The organism is Streptomyces sp. IMTB 2501, from assembly GCF_001953885.1.
Classification (GTDB): domain Bacteria; phylum Actinomycetota; class Actinomycetes; order Streptomycetales; family Streptomycetaceae; genus Streptomyces.
The window spans coordinates 62,408-85,088 of record NZ_MQUS01000016.1 but is presented as its reverse complement, the minus strand read 5'-3'; the positions used below and the strand labels follow the sequence as shown (position 1 = coordinate 85,088).

Sequence of the window (22,681 nt, the reverse complement as noted above, 5' to 3'; positions counted from 1 at the left end):
CGGATCACCCGCCCGGAAGCTCCAGGTCGCTCTTGTTCAGCTCCTCGATGTTCACGTCCTTGAACGTGAGAACCCTGACCTGCTTCACGAAGCGGGCCGGCCGATACATGTCCCAGACCCAGGCGTCGGCCATCGACACCTCGAAAAACACCTCGCCCTGGACCGAGTGCACCTGCATCTCGTAGTCGTTGGTGAGGTAGAAGCGCCGCTCGGTCTCGATCACGTATTTGAACAGACCGACGACGTCTCGGTACTCCCGGTAGAGCTTCAGCTCCATCTCGGTCTCGTACTTCTCGAGGTCCTCGGCGCTCATGGCATGTTCCCCTTCAGCGTGCGATCCCACCATTGTGCGCCAGTCCGACGGACCCTCAGACGATTTCCGGGTTGCTAGACGATTTCCGGGTCGAGGGTCACAGGACTGGCCGGGGGACCTTCGTCGAGCAGCGTGCGCAGCAGCTCGGCGAGTCTGGTCGGATACACCGTCTCATGTGCCCGGGTCAGTTCCTGACACGTCCACCAACGCGCTCCGGCGACGCTGCGCCGCTCCAGCTCCGTCAGCCCCGTGGCCGCGGTGGTGGTCTGCGTCGTACGGGCCAGGTAGTACCACTCGTCCTGGTCCCATCGACGGCCCGCGAACGGAAAGGAACACATGCGCCGCCACAGCACGGGGCCCAGTACGACGTCGGTGATGCCGGTCTCCTCGGCCAGCTCCCTGAGCGCGGCCTCCGCACGTGTCTCGGCGCCCTCCAGACCGCCGCCCGGGGTGAACCACCAGTCGTCGGCCGGATCGTCCGGCTCATGGCCGTGCAGCAGCAGGATGCGGTCCTCGGCGTCGAGGAGGACCACCCGGGCCACCTTGCGCAGACCGCCCTCGTACGACTCCTCGCCGGTCCGCGTGGCCTCAGCGGACACCGGCCGCCTCCGGACGGGCCTCACGGGCGCGGGAGCGGCCCAGACGGCCGGCGATCGGGCCGTAGGCACCGCCCGCCAGGACCAGGACGGCGCCGGCGACGATCAGCAGCTCGATCGTGCCCAGCGGGCCGGGCTGCGAGAGGGCGCCGAGGGCCTCGAAGCCGGTGGGGCGCTTGAGCGAGCCCTTCCAGGGCCATATGACGGCGTCCACCCGGGCGGTCACGGCGCCGCTGGAGACCGTGCCCTTGGCCGCGTCGGTGAGGTGGGCCGTGGAGTCCAGGGATCCCTGGCGCTCGTCACCGAGCAGGAACAGGCGGCCCTTGGGGACGGTCACCGTCGGGAAGTTCTGGACCTCGGCCAGGCTGCCCTTGGGCAGATAGGGCTCGTCGATCTGCTTGCCGTTGACGGTCAGCTTGCCGTTCGTGCAGCAGGAGACGGTGTCGCCGCCGACCGCTACGACACGCTTGACCACCTTGGAGTTGCTGACCCAGCTGGTGTCCTCGAAGACGACGACGTCACCGCGCCGTATCTCGCCGCTGTCGACCTTCTGCGCCAGCACCCGGTCGCCGGCGTCGATGGTGGGCGTCATGGAGCTGGTGGGCACGGTGTACGGCCGGTAGCTGACCGCCGCCCAGGCGAACCCGCCGAGGAACAGCACCAGACCCAGGGCCACGGCCACTCCGGACAGTCGCTGTCCGAGCCGGCTCCCGCCGGGCTGTGCCGTGCCTGTCCCGCCGTTGTGCGGGGCCGTACGCGTCGTGCTCTCGCCACCCATGGCCCCGGACCCTACCCGGCGGTACCTGGGCTTGCCCACCCACCTGCCCGACTCCGCTGGTCGACCCTCCTGGGGCTCCGCCCCCGGACCCGCCAGAGGCTCCGCCCCGGGGCACTCCTCGCCCCGGGGCAACCTCCTGCTGCTTGTCTAGCCGCGCTCCGTCTTCACCGCCCTGCGGCGCCTCCACACCGCCACCGGCAGCACCGCCGCGATGGCGACTCCCTGCGGGGCAACCGTCAAGGCTGCGGAGGCCGAGGACTGCTGGGACATGCCGGGCTGGTCGAAGGTGTCCGGGATCGGAAGGGTGCCCCAGCGGTTGATCGGCCAGGCCTTGACGATGGCGCGGCCGACGACCTTGTCGACGGGGACCATGCCGTGGTTCTTGTCGGACTGGTTGTAGCGGGAGTCACGGGAGTTCTGGCGGTGGTCGCCCATCACCCAGATGTAGCCCTGGGGGACCTTCACCTTGAACTGGCCGCCCAGGTCGTCATCGGTGCACGGCGTGTTGCCGGGGTAGACGTACGGCTCGTTCAGCGCCTTGCCGTTGACCAGCAGCGGGCCGGTGCCCTTGCACTGGACGGTGTCTCCGCCGACACCGATCACGCGCTTGATCAGGTCCTTCTCATTGGCGGACGGCATCAGGCCGATCCAGCTGAGGACGTTCTGGATGGCATTCGGGGTCGGCGCCGGCTCGCCCGCCAGCCAGTCGTCCGGGTCGTGGAAGACCACGACCTCGCCGCGCTCGGGCTCGGAGCCGAACCACGGGGTGAGCTTGTCGACCAGGACGCGGTCACCCACCTGAAGGGTGTTCTGCATCGAGGCGGACGGGATCGAGAACGCCTGCACCAGGAACGTCTTGATCAGCAGCGCAAGGACCAGCGCGATCACGACGAGGATCGGCAGCTCCTTCCAGAAGGAGCGCGGCTGCTTCTTCGGCCGTCCGGCCGACTCGCCCGCGGCCCCGCCCGGCGGCTGCTGCTCCTGGCCGAGCCCGTCCTGGTCGCCCACCGGGTCATTCCCTGAGGTCATGGCACCGTCCGGCACGGGGGCGTTCGCTTCCACGGGGTGCCCGCGGTGCTCCTCGCCGTCGTGCCCCGACCGTGCGCCAACCGCCACATCCCCCACGCCAACTCCTTACTGTGCGCCGCCGCCTGCCCCGCATACGGTGCAGGCCCACTACTCCCATAACGAGCGGGAGTTCCGCAGGGGTCGGGAGTCGGGTCAGTCCGTTCGGATTCTCGGGGGCAACCCTATGCGACAGCCGGGGACCGGCGGTCACACCCGACACGGAGTTCACCACGCTTGCGAAGGTTTTAGGTTCCTGCAGACGGGTCCAGTGGCCGACCGGCCAGCCGATGGCGACCGCCCGGCCGACGACGGACTCCTCGGAGACCGTGCCGCCGTAGGGCGTGTTCTGGTGGAAACGGGAGTCCGCGGAGTTGCCCCGGTGGTCGCCCATCACCCACAGCCGGCCCTTGGGGACGGTGATGTCGAAGGACTGGGCGGACGGGGCGTCCCCCGGATAGATGTAATCACCCTCGGTGAGCGGTGCGCCGTTGACGGTGAGCCGGCCCTGCGCGTCACAGCACTTGACGTGGTCGCCGCCGACGCCGATCACCCGCTTGATCAGGTCTTTCTCATTGTCGGACGGCAGCAGGCCGATGAAGGTGAGGCCTTCCTTGACCTGCTTGACGACGACCGGGTCGTGCTTCTTGGCCGTCTGCTCGTCGGCCAGCCAGCCGCCCGGGTCGTGGAAGACGACGACGTCCCCGCGCTGCGGCTTGGTGCCGAACCACGGGGTGAGCTTGTCGACCAGGACGCGGTCGCCGATCCGGATCGTCTGCTCCATCGAGCCGGACGGGATCACGAACGCCTGGACGAGAAAGGTCTTCAGGACCAGCGCTATCAGGACGGCGACACCGACCAGAAGAGGGATCTCCCGAACGGCTGAACGTCGGCGCTTGCGTTTGACCTTGCGCTGGAGCTTCCGCCGCTCCGCGCGCGTACGGCCGCCGCCGGGCGCGGAGGTGCGGCGCGATCCGGTGGGCAGCAGATTCTCTGCGGGGCTGCTGGGCAGCCCGCGCGGCTTGCCGCGGTTACCCATGGGCACGCTCCGGGGCCGGCACGCGCGCGTAGGCGGAGGGCCGCGTGAGGTGCTTCCAGTGGGCCGAGGGCCACAGGATCCAGTCGGCGCGGCCGATGACGTCGCCGACCGGGATCATGCCGCCACCGGGGGAGCCGAGATGGTCCCGGGAGTCGCTGGAGTCGCTGCGGTGGTCGCCGAGGACGAAGAGACGGCCGGCGGGCACGGCGACGTCGAAGGGCACGCTCGAGGCGGTGTCCCCGGGATAGAGGAACGCCGACTCGTCGACGGCGCGGCCGTTCACCTCGATCCTTCCCTTCTTGTCGCAGCAGACCACGTGGTCTCCCCCCACCCCGACAACGCGTTTGACGTAGTCGGCGGCCCCGAAATACCCGGTGCCGTCGAACACGACCACGTCTCCGCGCCGTGGCTGAGCACCGAAACGGTACGCCAACTTATTTACGAGAACGCGGTCCCCGATCCTCAAACCCTGTTCCATGGATCCGCTCGGAATCTGGAACGGTTGCACCACGAAAGTGTTGAGGACCAGCAAAAACACCAGGCAGACGAAGAGGGTGAGGACGATCCGGCCGCCCGGCAGCCAGTCGGCGATGCGCTCCGTCAACGCGAAACGCGACCGTTCCTCCGGCCCCGGGGAATCCGGGTGGGAGGAGCGGTCGCGTTCCGTCGGCTGTGCTTCGGTGTCCATCGGGGCGAGATGCTATCCCGCCTCGCTGTAGACCCCGTTCAGAGCGCTCAGTTCTCGCGCTTCTCCTTGATCTTCGCGGCCTTGCCGCGCAGGTCACGGAGGTAGTACAGCTTGGCGCGACGCACGTCACCACGGGTGACCAGCTCGATCTTCTCGACGATCGGGGTGTGCACCGGGAAGGTGCGCTCGACGCCGACGGAGAACGAGACCTTGCGGACCGTGAAGGTCTCGCGGACACCGGAGCCCTGACGGCGGATCACAACGCCCTTGAACTGCTGCACACGGGAGCGGTTGCCCTCGATGACGCGGACGTGGACGTTGACGGTGTCACCCGGGCGGAAGGCCGGGATGTCGCTGCGCAGCGACGCGGCGTCGACGGAGTCGAGCAGGTGAGACATTTCGTCTGCTTTCTTCGCTGATGCCACAGGTCATCAACGGCAACTAGGTGTTTGCACGAAGCCGTGTGCGGGTCGGGGCGGACGTCGTGTCCCCCTGTGGCAGGGGCGCACGCCGGACGGACGCACAACAGCGGTCTATTCTTCCACGCCCTCGGCCCGCCGCCAAAATCGGCCGTACGGCTCCCCCGCCGGGTCCGGTTCCCAGCCCAGGATGGAGAGCATCTCGCGGTCCTTCTTGTCGAAGGCCTCGGGGTCGCAGCGCTCGATCAGGTCGGGGCGGTGGGCGGTCGTACGCCTGAGGGCCTCGTCGCGGCGCCAGCGGGCGATCCTGCCGTGGTGGCCGCTGAGCAGCACGTCCGGGATGTCCCGGCCGCGCCAGACGGGCGGCTTGGTGTAGACGGGGCCCTCCAGGAGGCTCGCCATCGCGCCGGGCGCGAAGGAGTCGTCGCGGTGGGACTCGGCGTTGCCGAGGACGCCGGGCAGCAGCCGCGCGACGGCCTCCGTGATGACGAGTACGGCCGCCTCGCCACCGGCGAGGACGTAGTCGCCGATGGACACCTCGTACACCGGTATGCGGGTCGCGTACTCGTCCATGACACGCCGGTCGATGCCCTCGTAGCGGGCCGGCGTGAAGATCAGCCAGGGGCGCCCGGAGAGTTCGACGGCGAGTTCCTGGGTGAAGGGGCGGCCGCTGGGGGTGGGGACGATGATCGCGGGGGCCTGGGCGCCGGTCTCGTAGCCGTCGGCGAGGACCGTGTCCAGGGCGTCGCCCCAGGGCTCGGTCTTCATGACCATGCCGGGGCCCCCGCCGTACGGCGTGTCGTCGACCGTGTTGTGCCGGTCGTACGTCCACGCGCGCAGGTCGTGCACCTGGACGTTCAGCTGCCCACGCGCGCGTGCCTTGCCGACCAGGGAGACGTTCAGGGGCTCCAGGTACTCGGGGAAGATCGTGACGACGTCGAGCCTCATGCGCTGTCTTCCCCGGGCTCTCCCCCGGTCTCCTCCCTGGGGGAGGCGATCTCGGCGCGGTCGTCGATCAGGCCCGGCGGGGGCGTGATGACGGCCCTCTGCTCCTCCAGGTCGATCTCGGTGACGATCTCCTCGACGAACGGGATCATGACCTCGGTCCCGTCCGGGCGCTCCACGATGAACAGATCCTGGGAGGGCAGGTGCGAGATCTCGGTGATCCGGCCGACCTCCACCCCGTCCTCGGTGACCACGTCGAGGTCGATGAGCTGGTGGTCGTAGTACTCGTCCTCGCCCTCGGGCAGTTCCTCGGGGTCGATCTCGGCGATCAGCAGGGTGTTGCGCAGGGCCTCGGCGCCGTTGCGGTCGCTGACGCCCTCGAAGCGCAGGAGCAGGCGGCCGCTGTGGACGCGGCCGGTGGCGATGGTGAGCGGCCCGGCGGAGGCCGGGTCGGTGGCCAGGACGGCGCCCGGGGCGAGCCTCAGCTCGGGCTCGTCGGTACGTACCTCGACGGTGACCTCGCCCTTGATGCCATGGGCGCGGCCGATCCGTGCGACTACCAGCTGCACGTGTCCAATTCTCCTGTCATCTCCTGCTCACGCATCCTGCTGATACGGCTCGGGCCGGGGACGGCCCAGTGGCCCTCCCCGGCCCGAGCCGGTTGCGATGAAGCGTCAGCGGACGTGGTCCACGTCGACGAGGTCGACGCGGACACCGCGACCGCCGATGGCGCCCACGACGGTGCGCAGAGCGCGCGCGGTACGGCCGTTGCGGCCGATCACCTTGCCGAGGTCGTCGGGGTGGACCCGGACCTCCAGCACGCGCCCGCGGCGCAGGTTGCGCGAGGCGACCTGCACATCGTCAGGGTTGTCGACGATGCCCTTCACGAGGTGCTCAAGCGCCTCTTCGAGCATGCTGCTCAGGCCTCGGTCGACTCGGACTCAGCCGCAGCCTCGTCCTTCTTCTCAGCCTTCTTCTTCTGGGTGATGGCCTCACCCTTGCCCTCGTCGTCACCGCCGAGAGCCTCGAACGACGGACGAGCAGGCTTCGGCTCGGCGACGAGCAGCGGCGCGGGAGCCGGCTCGCCCTTGAACTTCTGCCAGTCGCCGGTCTTCTTCAGGATGGCGAGAACGGGCTCGGTCGGCTGCGCGCCGACACCCAGCCAGTACGCCACACGCTCGGCGTCCACCTCCATGACCGACGGGTTGTAGGTCGGGTGGTACTTGCCGATCTCCTCGATGGCCCGGCCGTCACGGCGGGTACGGGAGTCGGCGACGACGATGCGGTAGTGAGGCGAACGGATCTTGCCCAGACGCTTCAGCTTGATCTTGACTGCCACGGGAGTGGGTTCTCCTGGTTTTGACGTGGTTGGGCACGGCGAGATTGCCGCGTGGGGTTGCGGTACCCGAGTGCCCGATGGACGCGTCAGCCGGAGGAGAGAGGGGTCCTGTGCGGCTGTCGAGTACAGCTAGCCATTGTGCCACACCCTGCGGGTCGCTTTTGGCCGAGGGGGCGTGAGCTGTGGCTGGGCACGCCTGAGTGCGCACCCGGCGCGGAGGTGACCGTGCGTCGGGTGCGCTGCTCGGCGCAACGAGGTACCGCTGCGTTGGGTCGGCCACTACCCGGCACCCACGAGATGCCGGTGTTCTGTGGTCCGTCCCGTGTTACGCCGCTCCCGCGACCTCCGGAATTCTGAACGGCTTGCCGCAGCCGCCGCAGACGATCGGGGCCTGGGCCAGGACCGAGGGGACCACGCGGACGTTGCGCCCGCAGTCGCAGACCGCCTTGACGCGGACGCCACCGCCGGAGGAGCCGTGCCGGGCGGCCGGACCGCGGAAGGTGCGGGTGGTGTCCGACGAGGTGGCCGCCGTGTGCGCCTTCAGCGCGCGCTGGAGCCGCTCGATGGTCGGGCGGTAGCGCCGCTTGGCCTCGGGGTTGAGCGTGACCAGGGAGAAGCCGCTGCTCGGGTGCGGCTCCTCGGGGTGGTCGAGGCCCAGCTCCTCGGCGATCGCGAGGAAACGGCGGTTGTGGTAGCGGCCGGCGCGGGAGGTGTCGCGGATCCCACGGGCGGCGGCGATGCCGTGGACTGCCTCATGGAGCAGTCGCTCGAAGGAGAGTTCGTGTCCGCACGCGGACGACGACTCCCCGATCAGGGACTCTGGCGCGGCAAGGTCCGGCAGCTCGGGGTGGTACCGCTGAATATCGGCCCACGCCTGCGCCAGCTCTGCGGCGAGAACAGGTGGTGTCTGTGTCGTGCTCACGTAATGACAACGAGCGGGGGTGCCGCTGTGTTCCTATTCCGGGGCATCCCAAATAATTTGCACGTACCCGTCAGTTGCCGCTGATGCGTCCGGACGAGGGCGGGTGCGCTGATCTGCGGAGAAGCCTCACAGCTCGTACCAAGCCGGTGCGTAGTCCGCGCTACGACCCCGCCAGTACAGCCGGCATGGCTGCGGTCGGCGGGTACGCAAGAGCCCTTTCGGTCGCTCTCGGCGCGGAGCCTCACCTCGGTCAGCGTGCGGGACGCGCGGGACGTTACTGCGTGCGACCCAACCGCCCTGCACCGGCGCGTTCCCCCGAAGCGGACACCGTATGGCCATCCAGATTGCCGGGATGTGAAATCTCGCCACACCGGGGCCCGCACCCCAAGCGGGGCCCCACGCCCCCTGGACGGGGCCGCGAGCCGGGAGTTACCTGGCATACGTGGGAACTGCGCGCGCACGGCACGGGGGCCACGCAACCGGGCACAGCGGCGAACTGTCGGCGGATTGGGGCGCTTACCTATGACACCTACGCTCGTGCGGCAGCACGCGTCTCACGCGGATTCCGCACCGCGCGTGGACCGGTGCGCACGCGCGCGTGACTGGTCCGAGATCCAGGAGCGGATGCTGGTGCCGCTCTACGAAGCCGTCTACGAACGACTCGAAGTGAGCCCCGCCACCCGGCTGCTGGGCCTGCGCTGCGGCTCCGGGCTCGCGCTGCTGCTGGCGGCCGGCAGAGGCGCCGCGGTCACCGGGGTCGACGCCTCCTCACCCGAACGGCTCGCGCTCGCCCGCGACCGCCTGCTGCCGGACACCCCGCGCGAGGCGAACGGCGGCATCCCCGGCGGACAACGCGGACACGGTCCGCGCGGTGGAAGAAATCGCCCATGCGAGCCAGCTGCCGTGCAGCTCCTCGACAGCACGCCCGGTGCCGCGGCCGGCGCGGAGACAGCCGCGTACACCCTGGTGACCGTCTTCGAGCCGATCGGCTGCCTCGCGGGTGACTCCGAGGGGCTCGGCGAGCTGCTGGCGGCCGCGCTGCCGGCGGCCGCACGCGGGGCAGCCGTGGTGCTGGCCGGCTGGGGTCCGCCGGAGCGCTGCGCCACCTCCTCGGTGCTGCGGGTGGCGACGAAACTGGCCGATCCCTTGCGCAGCGCGCGCAGTTGGCGGCCGGCCCGGCGGGACGACCTGGAGGAGGTCGCCCAGCGGGCGGGGCTGAAGCCGGACGGCTCGGGGCGGGTGGCCTGCCCGTTCGGGTACGCCGATGTCGACAGTGCCGTACGCGGGCTGCTGTCGACCGGCCTGTTCGACGCGGCGATCGCGGCGACCGACGCCAAGCAGGTCGACAAGGAGCTGACGGAGGCCCTGCATCCCCACCGGCGGCCGGACGGGACCGTGTGGATGCCGAACGTCTTCCGGTACCTGATCGCGCGCGTGCCGTAGCGCTCCGCTGCAGGCGGGTGCTTCGGTGAGTCCTTCGTCTGCGGCACCGTCGTGGCCGGCCGCGCAGTTCCCCGCGCCCCTTGGGGACGCAGCCCACGCTCAGACTTCGGTGTCCTTGGTCAGGCGCGTGATCCCGGCGATCCGGTACGCGTCCGCCTCCTCCAGGGTCTCGTTCGCCAGCAGCGCCTCGGCCAGGGCATCCAACTGGCCGCGATGGTCGCGGAGTTTGCGGCACGCCTCGTCGTAGCACTCGTCCACGATCCGCCGCATCTCGGTGTCGATCACGTCGAGGGTCTGCGGGGCGGCGGCGAGGCCGTAGGCCTGCTGGGCGTCGTTGGGGAGCGCGGAGAGGCGGCCGACCTCCTCGCTCATGCCCCAGCGGGACACCATTCCGCGCGCGATGTTGGTGACCTGTTCCAGGTCGCTCTCGGAGCCGGTGGTGATCACGTCGTAGACGACGTGCTCGGCCGCCATCCCGCCGAGCGCGCCGATGATCCGGCCGCGCAGATACTCCTCGGTGTACGCGTACTTGTCCGCGTCCGGCGTGGACAGGGTGACGCCGAGGGCGCGGCCGCGCGGCACGATGGTGATCTTGCGTACCGGGTCGGCGCCCGGCTGGAGCATGCCCAGCAGGGCGTGCCCGCTCTCGTGGTAGGCGGTGCGCCGGCGTTCCTCCTCGGGCATCACCAGCGGCCGTTCCGCGCCGAGCTGGACCTTCTCCAGGGCGTCGGACATGTCGGCCTGGTGCACCCGTTCCTGTTGCCGCTTCACCGCGAGCAGGGCCGCCTCGTTGGCGAGGTTGGCCAGATCCGCGCCGGTCATACCCGGGGTCGTACGGGCGACCTGGGCGAGGTCGACGTCCGGGGCCAGCGGGATGTCACGGGTGTGGATCTCCAGGATGGCCTCGCGTCCGCCGCGGTCCGGGGGCGAGACCTGGACCACCCGGTCGAAGCGCCCGGGGCGGGTCAGGGCCAGGTCGAGGATGTCGGCGCGGTTGGTGGCCGCGATGACGATGACGCCCTCCGAACCGGAGAAACCGTCCATCTCGGTGAGGATCTGGTTCAGGGTCTGCTCGCGTTCGTCGTGCCCGCCCATCGACGCGCCGCCGCCGCGGGCCCGCCCGATGGTGTCGATCTCGTCGATGAAGATGATCGACGGCGCGACCTTGCGGGCCTCCGCGAACAGTTCCCGGACGCGCGAGGCGCCGACGCCCACGATCATCTCGATGAACTCGGACGCGGACGCGGAGAAGAACGGCACGCCCGCCTCGCCGGCGACCGCCCGCGCGAGCAGTGTCTTTCCGGTGCCGGGCGGGCCCGCGAGCAGTACCCCGCGGGGCATCTTGGCGCCCATGCGGCGGTAGGCGTCGGGGTTCTTCAGGAAGTCGACGACGTCGTTCAGCTCGCCCTCGACCTCGTCGATGCCGGCCACGTCCTCGAACGTGGTGCGCTTCTCCCCCGGCACCAGCTCGACCGGCTTCGGCGGCGCCTTGCGGCCCAGCATGCCGCCCGCACCGCCGAGCCCCGCGCTCATCCGCCGCGCGATGAGGACCCACACCGCGATCAGCAGCAGCATCGGCGCCAGCGAGATCAGCAGGTTGGAGAGAAGACTGCGGTGCTGGACGACCGGTTCGGCGGTGACCGTGACGTTGTGCTTGGTCAGGTTCGACCAGAGGCTGTCGTTCGCGAAGGACGGGCGCTCGGTGTTGAACTTGGTGTAGTTCCCGCCGCCCTCGGGGTTCTTCTGTTCCTTCCTCAGCTGGCCCTGGATCGAGTCGCCCTTGGCGTAGATCTTGGCGACATTGCCGTCGTTCACCTGCTTGCTGAACTCGGTGTACGCGATCGTCGGCTCGGTCTCCTGGTCGAAGTACGACAGCACCAGGTTCGCGATCAGGAACACGATCAGCGCGGTGAGGACCAGGCGCCACCAGCCGCCCCGCATGCCCGGCCCGCCGGACGGCGGCTTCGGCGGCTCCTCCGGAGCGCCCTCGGTACGCCAGGGCTGGTCGGGCGACTTACGGGGCGGCGCGGGGTTGGTCATATCCGGACCGTACGACAGTGACCAACCCCTGGCATGCCCAGCGGTGAACTCAGGGGCGAACTCAGCCCATGAACTTCTTGAACTCGTCCGGCAGCTCGAAGTCCTGGCCGCCCTGCTGCGGCAGCCCGAACGCGCCGCCGGCCTGTCCGGCCGACTCGCGGCGCTGGGCCTCCTCCAGCTCCTGCTGCTTGCGCTTCATCGGGTTGCCGGAGCGCTGCTTGCCCTTGGCCTTCTTCGGCTGCTTCTTGGTCCGGCCGGGGCCGCCGCCCATGCCCGGCATCCCCGGCATGCCGGGCATACCGCCGCCCTGGGCCATGCGGGACATCATCTTGCGGGCGTCGAAGAACCGCTCGACCAGGTTCTTCACCGCGCTGACCTCGACGCCGGAACCCTTGGCGATACGGGCGCGGCGGGAACCGTTGATGATCGTCGGGTCCTGGCGCTCGCCCGGGGTCATCGACTTGATGATCGCGGCGGTGCGGTCGACGTCCCGCTCGTCGATGTTCTGGATCTGGTCCTTGATCTGGCCCATGCCCGGAAGCATGCCGAGCAGCTTGCTGATGCTGCCCATCTTCCTGACCTGCTCCATCTGGGCCAGGAAGTCGTCCAGGGTGAAGTCCTGGCCCTTCTTGGACGCCAGCTTCGAGGCCATCTTGGCGGCCTCTTCCTGGCTGAAGGTCTTCTCCGCCTGCTCGATCAGGGTGAGCAGGTCACCCAGGTCGAGGATGCGCGAGGCCATCCGGTCCGGGTGGAAGGCGTCGAAGTCGTCCAGCTTCTCGCCGTTCGACGCGAACATGATCGGCTTGCCGGTGATCTGCCGGATCGACAGGGCGGCACCACCGCGGGCGTCACCGTCGAGCTTGGAGAGCACCACGCCGTCGAAGCCGACGCCGTCGCGGAAGGCCTCGGCGGTGTTGACGGCGTCCTGACCGATCATCGCGTCGACGACGAACAGGATCTCGTCCGGGGAGACGGCGTCGCGGATGTCCGCGGCCTGCTGCATCATCTCCTGGTCGATACCGAGACGGCCGGCGGTGTCCACGATCACGATGTCGTGGACCTTGGTCTTCGCGTGGTCGATGGAGTCCTTGGCGACCTGGACCGGGTCGCCGACACCGTTGCCCGGCTCCGGTGCGAACACCGCCACGCCCGCGCGCTCGGCGACGACGCTCAGCTGGTTGACGGCGTTCGGGCGCTGGAGGTCGGCGGCGACCAGCAGCGGGGAGTGGCCCTGCTCCTTCAGCCAGCGGCCGAGCTTGCCCGCGAGGGTGGTCTTACCGGCACCCTGCAGACCCGCGAGCATGATCACGGTGGGCGGCTGCTTGGCGAACCGCAGCCGCCGGGTCTCGCCGCCGAGGATGGTCACCAGCTCGTCGTTGACGATCTTCAGGACCTGCTGGGCCGGGTTCAGCGCCTTGGAGACCTCGGCGCCGAGAGCCCTCTCCTTGATGTTCTTGATGAACGTGCGGACGACAGGCAGGGCGACGTCCGCTTCGAGGAGCGCGATGCGGATCTCGCGCGCCGTGGCGTCGATGTCCGCCTCGGACAACCTGCCCTTGCCGCGGAGGTTTTTGAAAGTCGCGCTGAGGCGGTCGGAGAGGGTATCGAACACGGTGGCGTCGGTCCTCGGGGTCGGAGATGGTCTGGGCTGCCCTCCAGGGTATCCGGCCCGGCAAGGCAACAGTCCCCGCCCGTCGCGATCGGCGAGCGGGGCTCCCCCGCAGCGGCGGGGATCATGCGCCGTGCGGACCGGCCTCGAAGCCGTCAGGACCGGCCACGGGAAGACCTCCTGGAGCACATCCGCGACCGCGGAGAGCCACCCCGGAGCACATCCCCGACCGCGGAGAGACGCCCCGGAGCACATCCGCGACCGCGGAGAGCCACCCTGGATCGCATCCGCGACCGCGGAGAGACGCCCTGGATCGCATCCGCGACCGCGGAGAGACGTCTCGGAGCACCTCCACCGCTACGGAGAACCGCCCCGGAGCACCTCCACGGCTACACAGAGCCGTCCCGGAGCACCTCCACGACTACGCAGAGCCACCCCGGAGGCACCTCCACGACTACGGAGAACCGCCCCAGAGCACATCTGCGGCTACGCAGAGCCGCCCCGGAGCACCTCCACGGCTCCGGAGAACCGCCCCCGGAGCACCTCCGCGACTACGGAGAGCCACCCCGGAGGCACATCCGCGACTGCGGAAAGACGTCCCGGAGCACCTCCATGGCCACAGAGAGCCACCCCGGAGGCACCTCCACGGCTACGGAGAACCGCCCCAGAGCACATCTGCGGCTACGCAGAGCCGTCCCGGAGCACCTCCGCCGCGACAGAGAACCGCCCCGGAGCACCTCCACGACCCCGGAGACCGCGCCCGGCCGGCGAGCCGAGACCGGCTCGGCCGGTGGTCACGGCCACCGTAAGGTCACCCCCGCAACGTCTCCTCCAGTACCCGCGCCAGTGAGCCGGCGTCGTCCCCGGGCAGCGGCTCCCCCGCGCCGGTCGTGACGTAGAAGGCGTCCACGGCATTGGAGCCCAGGGTGCTCACGTGCATGCTCCGTACCCGCACCCCCGCCTTCTCCAGGGCCATGCCGATGCGGTGCAGCAGGCCCGGGGCGTCCTGGGCGCGGACCTCGATCACCGTGGCGTGGTGGGAGGCGGCCGGGGCCACCGTGACCCGGGGCGGCGGGGCGGTCCAGCCGCGCCGGCGGGGGTAGGCCGCGTCCCGTTCGGCGAGGCGGCCGGCGATGTCCAGGGTGCCGTCCAGGGCGCGGACGAGGTCGGCGCGCAGCCGGGTGGCCTGGGGCAGCGAGCCGTACTCGGCGGCCACCCGCCAGTTGAGCAGCAGCACCGCGCCGTCGTCGACGTCGCCCGGCAACGTCAGGGTGCGCAGCTCGGCCGTGCGGACGGTGAGGCGGTGCACGGCGAGGACACCGGCGACGGCGGGCAGCACGGCGGGCTGGTCGGGTACGGCGATGAGCAGCTCGACGCCGAGGGGTTCCTGGGCGGTCTCCTCCTCGGTGACCGGTTCCGTCTGGGCGCGCAGTGCGAGGACCGGGCCGCCGGTGCGGTAGGCCTCGATCGCCAGCCGCTCCTGCTCGGCCGTGGGCGCGGCGGGCTCCGGCTCCTCGGGGGCGTCTCCGGCGAGTACGGCGGAGACCCGCCGGACCAGGTCGGCGACGAGGGAGCCGCGCCAGGAGGACCAGGCTGCCGGTCCGGTGGCGAGGGCGTCGGCCTCGGTCAGGGCGTGCAGCAGCTCCAGGGTGCTCTGGGTGCCGACCGCCTCGGCGACCGAGCGGACGGTGGCCGGGTCGTCCAGGTCACGGCGGGTGGCCGTCTCGATGAGCAGCAGGTGGTGGCGGACCAGAAGGGACAGCACGGCCACGTCCGACCGGTCGAAGCCGATCCGCGCGGCCACGTCCTTGGCGATGATCTCGCCGGCCACCGAGTGGTCGCCGGGCCAGCCCTTGCCGATGTCGTGCAGCAGGGCGGCGACCAGGAGCAGGTCGGGGCGGCTGACGCTGCGGGTCAGCTCGGAGGCGCGGACCGCTGTCTCGATGAGGTGGCGATCGACTGTCCAGATATGGACGGCATTGCGCTGCGGGCGGCAGCGGACCCGCTCCCAGTCCGGCAGCAGACGGCTGATCAGGCCCTCCGCCTCCAGTGCCTCCCAGACCTGGACGGTGGGGCGGCCGGAGCCGAGCAGGGTGACCAGCTGCTCGCGGGCCTCGGCGGGCCAAGGCGTGGGCAGGGGGCGCGCGGTGGCGGCCATGCGCCGTACGGCGTGCAGGGAGAGCGGGAGGCCGGCCTGTGCGGCGGCGGCCGCGGCACGCAAGGGAAGCACGGGGTCGCGCTCGGGGCGTGCGGCGCGCGCGAGCACCACCTCGCCCTCCTGCTCCACCACACCCTCGGCCAGCGGCGACCGTTCGGCAACCGGCTTGCCACCGCCCAGCATGGCGCGCAGGCGTGGCCGTACGGCGCGCGAACGCAGCACGCGCCCCACCTCGCGCCAGGTGACATCACTGGCGTACGAGATGACACGTGCCGCCTCGTACACCTGCCGCAGCAGGGTGTCGGCGTCCAGCAGGCCGAGCTCGGCCGCCACCTGGTCCTGCTCCTGGAGCGCGAGCCGGTCGGTGGCGCGGCCCGTCGCCAGGTGCAGCGCGTCCCGTACGTCGAGCAGGCGCCGGCGCGCGTCGGCGAGGCCCTCGCGCGGAGCGTCGGCGAGCCAGGAGGCGGCGACGGCGCGCAGGGCGGTGGCGTCCCGCAGACCGCCGCGCGCCTCCTTCAGGTCGGGCTCCAGCAGGTACTGCAACTCGCCCTGCCGGTCGGCGCGTTCGGAGCACAGTTCCTGGAGTTCGGGGAGGCGCTTGGGGGCCTGGTTGCGCCAGTCGGCGAGGACGGCCGTGCGCAGCCCGGCGGTGAGGCCGAGGTCGCCCGCGAGATGGCGGCCGTCCAGGAGACCGAGTTGGACTTTCAAATCATCTCCGGCGGTCTTCCTGGCCTCGCCGGGGGTGCGCACGGAGTGGTCCAGGGCGAGGCCGAGGTCCCAGATCGGGTACCAGAGGCGATCGGCCACGGCGGCGACCGCACCGGGGTCGGACCCGTCGTGCAGCAGCAGGAGGTCGAGGTCGCTGCGTGGGGACAGCTCGCCACGGCCGTAGCCGCCTACGGCGACCAATGAGACGCCCCTGAGGTCCCGGGCCGCCGCGGTGAACAGGCCGCCGAGCCAGTCGTCGGTCAGTTCCGCGAGGGCGGCACGGCGCGGCGGCCCGGACCGCGCCCCCTCGGTGAGGAGGCGCAGCCGGGCCGCCGCGTAGCCGCTGGGTCCCGAGTCCTCTGCTTCCGTGCGCACGTCCGTTCCCGTCACCCAGTGGCTCCCGTCTTTTTCTGCTGTCCGTCAGAGCGCGTCGGGGCCGCGCTCGCCGGTGCGGACCCGTACGGCCGTCTCGACCGGCAGGGACCAGACCTTGCCGTCACCGATCTTGCCGGTGCGGGCGGCCTTGACGATGACGTCGACCAGCTGCTCGGCGTCGTCGTCCTCGGCCAGTACCTCGATGCGGATCTTGGGGACCAGGTCGACGGTGTACTCGGCACCGCGGTAGACCTCGGTGTGGCCCCGCTGACGACCGTAACCGCTGGCCTCGGTGACCGTCAGGCCGTGCACGCCGAACGCCTGCAGCGCTTCCTTGATCTCATCCAGCCGGTGGGGCTTGACGACGGCGGTGATGAGCTTCATGCGTCCACCTTCTTGGTCTGCGTGCCGGCGGCCAGGGCCGGAGAGTGCGCGGCGGAGCCGATGACACCGCCGCCGGTGCCACTGAAGTCGTAGGCGCTCTCGGCGTGCTCGGCCTGGTCGATGCCGGAGATCTCCTCGTCCTCGGTGACCCGCATGCCGATCGTCTTGTCGAGCAGGAAGGCGAGGACCGCGGAGACGACCAGCGAGTAGGCGAGGACCGCGCCCACACCGGCGCACTGCTTCCACAGCTGGGTCCAGGAGTGGTCGCCGTAGAAGACACCGGTCGCGGTGGACTGGCCCTTGCCGGTGGCGAAGAAGCCGATCAGCAGGGAGCCGATGATGCCGCCGACCATGTGGACGCCGACGACGTCGAGGGAGTCGTCGTAGCCGAACCTGAACTTCAGGCCCACGGCCGCGGCGCAGGCGACACCGGCGATGGCGCCGACGGCGATCGCGCCGAGCGGGGAGACCGCGCCGCCGGACGGGGTGATCGCGACCAGACCGGCGACCGCACCGGAGGCGGCGCCCAGCGTGGTGAACGCGCCGTGCCGGATCTTCTCGTAGGCGAGCCAGGCCAGCATGGCGGCACCGGTGGCGACCTGCGTGTTGACGAACATCAGCGCGCCGACGCCGTCGTCGTTGCCGAGCCAGGAGCCCGCGTTGAAGCCGAACCAGCCGAACCACAGCAGACCGGCGCCGAGCATGACCAGCGGGAGGCTGTGCGGGCGCATCGGGTCCTTCTTGAAGCCGACGCGCTTGCCGATGACCAGGATGACGCCGAGGGCCGCCGCGCCCGCGTTGATGTGGACCGCGGTACCGCCCGCGAAGTCGATCACGCCGAGCTTGAAGGCCCAGCCGTCGGCGCCCCAGACCCAGTGGGCGATGGGGACGTAGACGATCGTGGCCCACAGGGCGATGAAGAGGCACCAGGCCGAGAACTTCACGCGGTCCGCGAGCGCGCCGCTTATCAGGGCCGGGGTGATGATGGCGAACATCATCTGGAAGACCATGAACACGAAGATCGGGATGGTGTATCCGGGCCACAGCTCGGTCAGACCGATGTGGCTGAGACCGAACCAGTCGGAGTTCCAGCCGATGAGGCCGTTGTGCGTGCCGAAGGCGAGGGAGAAGCCGTAGAGCGTCCAGAGGATGGTGATGATCCCCATGCTGATGAAGCTCATCATCAGCATGTTGAGGGTGCTCTTGACGCGGACCATGCCTCCGTAGAAGAAGGCGAGTCCCGGGGTCATGATCAGCACCAGGGCGGAAGCAATGAGCATGAAGCCTGTGTTCGCGGACGACAGCTTGGGTGCCTCCGCGGCAAGCGTGATGGCTGGGGCCATCGGCGTCTCCTCGTCGTTGGTACGGCCCCGTGCGGGCGGTGCCTGGGCGGTCCGGTGGTGGCGGGGGGTGGGCCGGTTATGCGCCATGAGATTGGCGCAGCGCGGTTTCGGTGGACGCCCCTCGTTGTTTCGCCGGGGTGACGAAGACGCCGTGTGTGTTACGCGTACATGAACTGCCGGATCTCGGCCGTGCTGATCGTTATCGTGACGCAACCTCCTCCGGGTGGTCCGGCCGGAGCGGCAAACCGGCCGCGGCGGGCCTCTCCGATGACCTGGCGTGGGGGAGCCGAGTCGGGCAGTTCGGGAGGACCGGCCGCGGCCGGGGACGGGTGGCCGGGGGGTGTCAGACCGCTTCCGCGGTCTCCGGCAGGTCGACGGCGAGCTGATCGCCGAGGTCGACCACGACCGTGAGGTCGCCGTAATCGCGTACAGCCGTGTCGACCGTCTTTCGAATACGAGTGTTCACGCGCTCGGAGCGGACCTTCTTGGCGATCTCCATGGCCCGGGTGGCAAACGCCGTGCTCTCCTCGGGCTCGCGCTGGAGCAGGTGCACGGTGGCCATGCCGATCAGATTGAGTGCGTACGACCGCTGGTGCTCGTGATCCTTGGCGAACAGCTCCACCGCCCGCTGCATGAGCGGCTCGGCGAGGGAGGCGTAGGCGGGGCTGCGCCCGGCGACGTAGGCGAGGTCGCGGAAGGAGTGGGAGTTCTCGCCGTACAGCTCGGCCTCGGAGAAGAAGCGGATCCAGTCGGGGTCCGGCTCGTCCCACTCGTCGGCCTCGGCGAAGGCGTCCTCGGCCATGCGGACCGCGCGCTTGGTCTTCCCGGGCTGGCCCATGTTGGCGTAGGCGCGGGCCTCCATCGCATACAGCATGGACTGGGTGCGCGGGCTGGCGCAGTCCCGGCTGCCGTACTGCGCGAGGTGGATCAGCTCCAGGGCGTCGTCGGGCCGGCCCAGATGGATCATCTGGCGGCTCATGCTGGAGAGGACGTACGAGCCGAGCGGCTTGTCGCCGGCCTCCTTGGCCGCGTGCAGGGCGAGGACGAAGTACTTCTGCGCGGTGGGCTGGAGCCCGACGTCGTACGACATCCAGCCGGCCAGCTCGGCCAGCTCGGCGGCGACCTTGAAGAGTTTGCGGGTGGTGGCCTCGGGCTGGGGTTCCTGGAGCAGGTCGGTGACCTCGTGCAGCTGGCCGACGACCGCCTTGCGGCGCAGGCCGCCGCCGCACTGGGCGTCCCACTGGCGGAACATCCGCGTGGTCGACTCCAGCAGGTCCAGCTCGGGCCGGGACAGCCGGCCGGGCCTGCGGGAGTCGAGGACGGACTCGGGCGCCACGGGGGCCGCGGAGGCGGTGGTCGGGACGAGCCAGCGCTGCATGGGCTCGATGAGGGTGGGGCCGGCGGACAGCGCCAGGGAGGTGCCGAGGAAGCCGCGCCGGGCGAGCATCAGGTCGCTGCGCGAGAACTCGCTGAGCAGGGCGACCGTCTGCGGGCCGGTCCAGGGCAGGTCGACTCCCGACGCGGCGGGCGACTGGCGGGCGGCGCGCAGGCCGAGGTCCTCGATGGAGACCACACAGCCGAAGCGCTCCGAGAACAGCTCCGAGAGGATGCGCGGGATCGGCTCGCGCGGGTTCTCCCCGTCCAGCCAGCGGCGCACGCGCGAGGTGTCGGTGGAGATGTGGTTGGCCCCCAACTGGCGGGCCCGGCGGTTCACCTGGCGGGCCAGCTCGCCCTTGGACCAGCCGCTGCGCACGAACCACGAGCCGAGCAGCTCGTTGGGGCGCTTGTCAGCGTTCGCCCCGCTACCCTCGTTGCCGCCCACTGGAACGCCCCCATCCCTGAGACCACTTGTCGTCGTTGCGACCCTCGGTCGCCCCAGAGGGAGACCACCGCGCGCCAAGCCCTATCAGAATGCCGGTAAATACGGCTTCCCGTCCGTCGGTTCTCACCCATCGAACGAGCTGACGACTCGCCTCCGGCATACCCCTGGATGCATATGCCTCCCGGACTCGCACACTCACAGTAATCCTACGATCACCCGCTCAGCCACGGGGATCCCGGAAACGCCACCATTCGCCACCCCTTCGAATGAACTCATGGTTGCCCGTCCGCGATTCACTTGACATAGGACGGCCGGAAGTGGGCGGAGTGACGCGCACTGGGGGCGCACGGTCCCCGATGCGCCACTCGGAGCGCTTCAAGGCGCCGCCTGACCTCGCCTCGCCGCGGGAAGGCGGAGCCGTAGCGTTACATTCCGCTTTCGTCTCGTTCCGTGTCGTAACCACCGGCGCGCTGACCCGTTGGAGGGGGCATGGGCTTCACGATCGGCGGCATTCGCGAGATCCGCTCCGGCACGCGCCGGCGCGGCCGTTCGTCGGAGTGCACCGCCGTCGCCGAGTTCACGGGGCTGTGGGGCTGGGACGTGGTGCCGGGGGCACGGGCCGCGGCGGGCGCCTGCTCATGCGGACGCGCCGACTGTACGGCACCGGGCGCGCATCCGCTGGACTTCGCGCCCCATGTGCCGGCCGGGGCCACGCTGGACGAGGTGAGCAAGGCCTGGTCCGAGTTCCCGGGCGCCGCGGTGATGCTGCCCGTGGGCCAGGCGTTCGACGTCATCGAGGTCTCCGAGGCCGCCGGCCGCCGCGCCCTGGTCCGCCTGGAGCGCATGGGCCTCCCCCTCGGCCCGGTCACCGCGACCCCGGAAGGCCGCGCCCACTTCTTCGTCGCCCCCGGCGCCGCCGCCGAACTCCCCCGGCTGCTCTACCGCATGGGCTGGGACGACCCCTCGGCCCTGGACCTGCGCGGCCTCGGCCCCGGTACGTACGTCACCGCGCCGCCCTCCGACCGGGGCGGCCTGGGCCCTGTGCACTGGCTGCGCCCACCCGCGCTGGACTCGGCGACCCGGCCGCCGGCGGCGCGCCTGCTGCTGGGCACCCTGGCCTACGTGGCACACCGTTCGCGCACGTAACGCGCCCAGCCAATTCTCCCCCCACCCACAGCAACCATCAATTGAGCCGCCACGACGGCGAGCAACCACATCCGCGCGAGCGGCGCCGGCTCAGGCGCAAAAAGGCGAAGCGCCCGCCCCCGACTGGAACCGGGGGCCGGGCGCTTCTCGCTGAGCACCTGTAGGTATCCGTATGCGCTACTCGCCGATCAGGGCGTCCACGAAAGCCTCCGGCTCGAACGGCGCGAGATCGTCCGCGCCCTCGCCGAGACCGACCAGCTTGACCGGCACGCCCAGCTCGCGCTGGACGGCGACGACAATGCCGCCCTTGGCCGTGCCGTCCAGCTTGGTCAGCACGATGCCGGTGATGTCCACGACCTCCGCGAAGACGCGGGCCTGCACCAGGCCGTTCTGGCCGGTGGTGGCGTCCAGGACGAGCAGCACCTCGTCGAGCGGCGCGTGCTTCTCCACGACCCGCTTGACCTTGCCCAGCTCGTCCATGAGGCCGGTCTTGGTGTGCAGCCGGCCGGCGGTGTCGATGAGGACGACGTCGACCCCCATCTCCTTGCCTTCCTTGACCGCGTCGAAGGCGACGGAGGCGGGGTCACCGGCCTCCGGCCCGCGCACGGTGTAGGCGCCGACCCGCTCGCCCCAGGTCTGCAGCTGGTCGGCGGCGGCGGCCCGGAAGGTGTCGGCGGCGCCCAGCACTACGGTGCGGCCGTCGGCCACGAGCACGCGCGCGAGCTTGCCGGTGGTGGTGGTCTTGCCGGTGCCGTTGACGCCGACGACCATCACGATGCCGGGCTTGCGGTCCTCGGGCTCGGTCTTCACCGAGCGGTCGACCTCGGTGCCGACCAGCTTGAGCAGCTCCTCGCGCAGCAGGCCGCGCAGCTCCTCCGGGGTACGGGTGCCGAGCACCTTCACGCGCTCGCGCAGGCCCTCGACCAGCTCCTGGGTGGGCTGCACGCCGACGTCGGCGGTGAGCAGCGTGTCCTCGATCTCCTCCCAGGTCTCGTCGTCCAGGTGCTCGCGCGAGAGCAGCGTGAGCAGGCCCTTGCCGAGGGCGTTCTGGGAGCGGGACAGGCGGGCGCGCAGCCGGACCAGCCGGCCTGCGGTGGGCTCCGGGATCTCTAGCTCGGGCGCCTCTTCGAGGGCGGGGCCGGCCGGAGGCTCCTCCACGGCGACCGGTGCGGCGCCGCCGGGGAGATCCACCTCCTCGATCGTCCGGCGCGGTTCGTCGCGCGGTGTCTCGGCCTCGTCGCCGACGTGCGGCTCGGCCGGGGGCGCGGTGATGTCGGGCGTCTTCGGGGGCGGCGGAGGCAGCGGCTTACGGCGCCGGCTGCCGACGATCAGCCCACCGAGCGCGCCGATCACGACCACGGCGATGACTACAGCAAGGATGACGGTTTCCATAACCCGTCCAGTATCAGCCATGGGTTACGACGAGGGCCTATTTGTGGCTTCCTCTGAGAGACAAACGCCACGTAATGCGAGGAGTGGGAGCAAAGTACGATGGTGGCGGCTCTGTTGACGCGCGTAGAGTCCGACCGTCCGCTGTCCCCCCACGTCT

General features: G+C 70.5%; 21 protein-coding genes. 2 read left to right on the top strand and 19 right to left on the bottom strand.

The window, feature by feature from the left end:
• Positions 1-4: 4 nt before the first annotated feature.
• The 12 genes from AV521_RS26285 to AV521_RS26230 all read right to left on the bottom strand — a co-directional run bounded on the left by AV521_RS26285 (position 5) and on the right by AV521_RS26230 (position 8,104).
• Positions 5-313 (bottom strand): DUF2469 domain-containing protein, encoded by a 309-nt coding sequence (locus tag AV521_RS26285; RefSeq protein WP_003965949.1) that lies wholly within the window; start codon positions 311-313, stop codon positions 5-7.
• A 74-nt stretch (positions 314-387) separates the two neighbouring features.
• The gene (locus tag AV521_RS26280) at positions 388-912 is read right to left on the bottom strand and encodes an NUDIX hydrolase (protein WP_076091330.1); all 525 of its coding nucleotides are present in this window, start codon (positions 910-912) and stop codon (positions 388-390) included.
• Positions 902-1,687: a signal peptidase I gene (gene lepB, locus AV521_RS26275; protein WP_076091328.1), complete on the bottom strand. Its 786-nt coding sequence runs from the start codon at positions 1,685-1,687 to the stop codon at positions 902-904. Before lepB (AV521_RS26275) ends, AV521_RS26280 begins: the two co-directional genes overlap by 11 nt.
• Positions 1,688-1,834: 147 nt before the next feature.
• Positions 1,835-2,812 (bottom strand): signal peptidase I, encoded by a 978-nt coding sequence (lepB, locus tag AV521_RS26270; protein ID WP_076091326.1) that lies wholly within the window; start codon positions 2,810-2,812, stop codon positions 1,835-1,837.
• Positions 2,700-3,791, bottom strand: coding sequence for a signal peptidase I (gene lepB / locus AV521_RS26265; protein ID WP_076091324.1), 1,092 nt, complete (start codon positions 3,789-3,791; stop codon positions 2,700-2,702). The genes lepB (AV521_RS26270) and lepB (AV521_RS26265) overlap by 113 nt, the downstream gene beginning before the upstream one ends.
• Positions 3,784-4,479: a signal peptidase I gene (gene lepB, locus AV521_RS26260; RefSeq protein WP_076091322.1), complete on the bottom strand. Its 696-nt coding sequence runs from the start codon at positions 4,477-4,479 to the stop codon at positions 3,784-3,786. Before lepB (AV521_RS26260) ends, lepB (AV521_RS26265) begins: the two co-directional genes overlap by 8 nt.
• A 47-nt stretch (positions 4,480-4,526) precedes the next feature.
• On the bottom strand, positions 4,527-4,877 hold the full coding sequence (rplS, locus tag AV521_RS26255; RefSeq protein WP_076091320.1) for a 50S ribosomal protein L19: 351 nt from the start codon (positions 4,875-4,877) through the stop codon (positions 4,527-4,529).
• A 135-nt stretch (positions 4,878-5,012) separates the two neighbouring features.
• Positions 5,013-5,846 carry a tRNA (guanosine(37)-N1)-methyltransferase TrmD gene (trmD, locus tag AV521_RS26250; protein ID WP_076091318.1) on the bottom strand — a complete coding sequence of 278 codons (834 nt, stop codon included), beginning with the start codon at positions 5,844-5,846 and terminating at the stop codon, positions 5,013-5,015.
• Entirely contained in the window at positions 5,843-6,412 is a 570-nt protein-coding gene (gene rimM, locus AV521_RS26245; protein WP_076091316.1) for a ribosome maturation factor RimM, read from the bottom strand. Before rimM ends, trmD begins: the two co-directional genes overlap by 4 nt.
• A 105-nt stretch (positions 6,413-6,517) precedes the next feature.
• Positions 6,518-6,757 carry an RNA-binding protein gene (locus AV521_RS26240; protein WP_003973401.1) on the bottom strand — a complete coding sequence of 80 codons (240 nt, stop codon included), beginning with the start codon at positions 6,755-6,757 and terminating at the stop codon, positions 6,518-6,520.
• A gap of 5 nt (positions 6,758-6,762) precedes the next feature.
• Positions 6,763-7,182 carry a 30S ribosomal protein S16 gene (gene rpsP, locus AV521_RS26235; RefSeq protein ID WP_076091314.1) on the bottom strand — a complete coding sequence of 140 codons (420 nt, stop codon included), beginning with the start codon at positions 7,180-7,182 and terminating at the stop codon, positions 6,763-6,765.
• A 325-nt stretch (positions 7,183-7,507) separates the two neighbouring features.
• On the bottom strand, positions 7,508-8,104 hold the full coding sequence (locus AV521_RS26230) for a hypothetical protein (protein ID WP_076091312.1): 597 nt from the start codon (positions 8,102-8,104) through the stop codon (positions 7,508-7,510).
• A gap of 522 nt (positions 8,105-8,626) precedes the next feature.
• On the opposite strand from AV521_RS26230, the gene AV521_RS26225 reads away from it, so the two are divergent.
• The gene (locus AV521_RS26225; protein WP_179023401.1) at positions 8,627-9,547 is read left to right on the top strand and encodes a class I SAM-dependent methyltransferase; all 921 of its coding nucleotides are present in this window, start codon (positions 8,627-8,629) and stop codon (positions 9,545-9,547) included.
• 99 nt (positions 9,548-9,646) lie between these two features.
• Here the strand turns inward: AV521_RS26225 and ftsH are convergent, their stop codons facing one another.
• The 6 genes from ftsH to AV521_RS26195 all read right to left on the bottom strand — a co-directional run bounded on the left by ftsH (position 9,647) and on the right by AV521_RS26195 (position 19,986).
• Complete coding sequence (ftsH, locus tag AV521_RS26220) at positions 9,647-11,587, bottom strand: ATP-dependent zinc metalloprotease FtsH (protein WP_076091308.1); 1,941 nt, start codon at positions 11,585-11,587, stop codon at positions 9,647-9,649.
• A gap of 61 nt (positions 11,588-11,648) precedes the next feature.
• Entirely contained in the window at positions 11,649-13,199 is a 1,551-nt protein-coding gene (gene ffh, locus AV521_RS26215; RefSeq protein WP_076091306.1) for a signal recognition particle protein, read from the bottom strand.
• An 808-nt stretch (positions 13,200-14,007) separates the two neighbouring features.
• Positions 14,008-16,452, bottom strand: coding sequence for a [protein-PII] uridylyltransferase (locus AV521_RS26210; protein ID WP_076091304.1), 2,445 nt, complete (start codon positions 16,450-16,452; stop codon positions 14,008-14,010).
• Positions 16,453-16,482: 30 nt separating this feature from the next.
• On the bottom strand, positions 16,483-16,821 hold the full coding sequence (locus tag AV521_RS26205) for a P-II family nitrogen regulator (RefSeq protein WP_076091302.1): 339 nt from the start codon (positions 16,819-16,821) through the stop codon (positions 16,483-16,485).
• On the bottom strand, positions 16,818-18,164 hold the full coding sequence (locus AV521_RS26200) for an ammonium transporter (protein ID WP_076091300.1): 1,347 nt from the start codon (positions 18,162-18,164) through the stop codon (positions 16,818-16,820). Before AV521_RS26200 ends, AV521_RS26205 begins: the two co-directional genes overlap by 4 nt.
• 343 nt (positions 18,165-18,507) lie before the next feature.
• Positions 18,508-19,986 carry a tetratricopeptide repeat protein gene (locus AV521_RS26195; RefSeq protein ID WP_076091298.1) on the bottom strand — a complete coding sequence of 493 codons (1,479 nt, stop codon included), beginning with the start codon at positions 19,984-19,986 and terminating at the stop codon, positions 18,508-18,510.
• A gap of 489 nt (positions 19,987-20,475) precedes the next feature.
• On the opposite strand from AV521_RS26195, the gene AV521_RS26190 reads away from it, so the two are divergent.
• A complete protein-coding gene (locus AV521_RS26190) occupies positions 20,476-21,132 on the top strand; it encodes a bifunctional DNA primase/polymerase (RefSeq protein WP_076091296.1) in 657 nt (218 codons plus the stop codon).
• 177 nt (positions 21,133-21,309) lie between these two features.
• On the opposite strand, the gene ftsY is transcribed toward AV521_RS26190, so the two are convergent.
• A complete protein-coding gene (ftsY, locus tag AV521_RS26185; protein WP_076091294.1) occupies positions 21,310-22,524 on the bottom strand; it encodes a signal recognition particle-docking protein FtsY in 1,215 nt (404 codons plus the stop codon).
• Between the last annotated feature and the right edge of the window lie 157 nt (positions 22,525-22,681).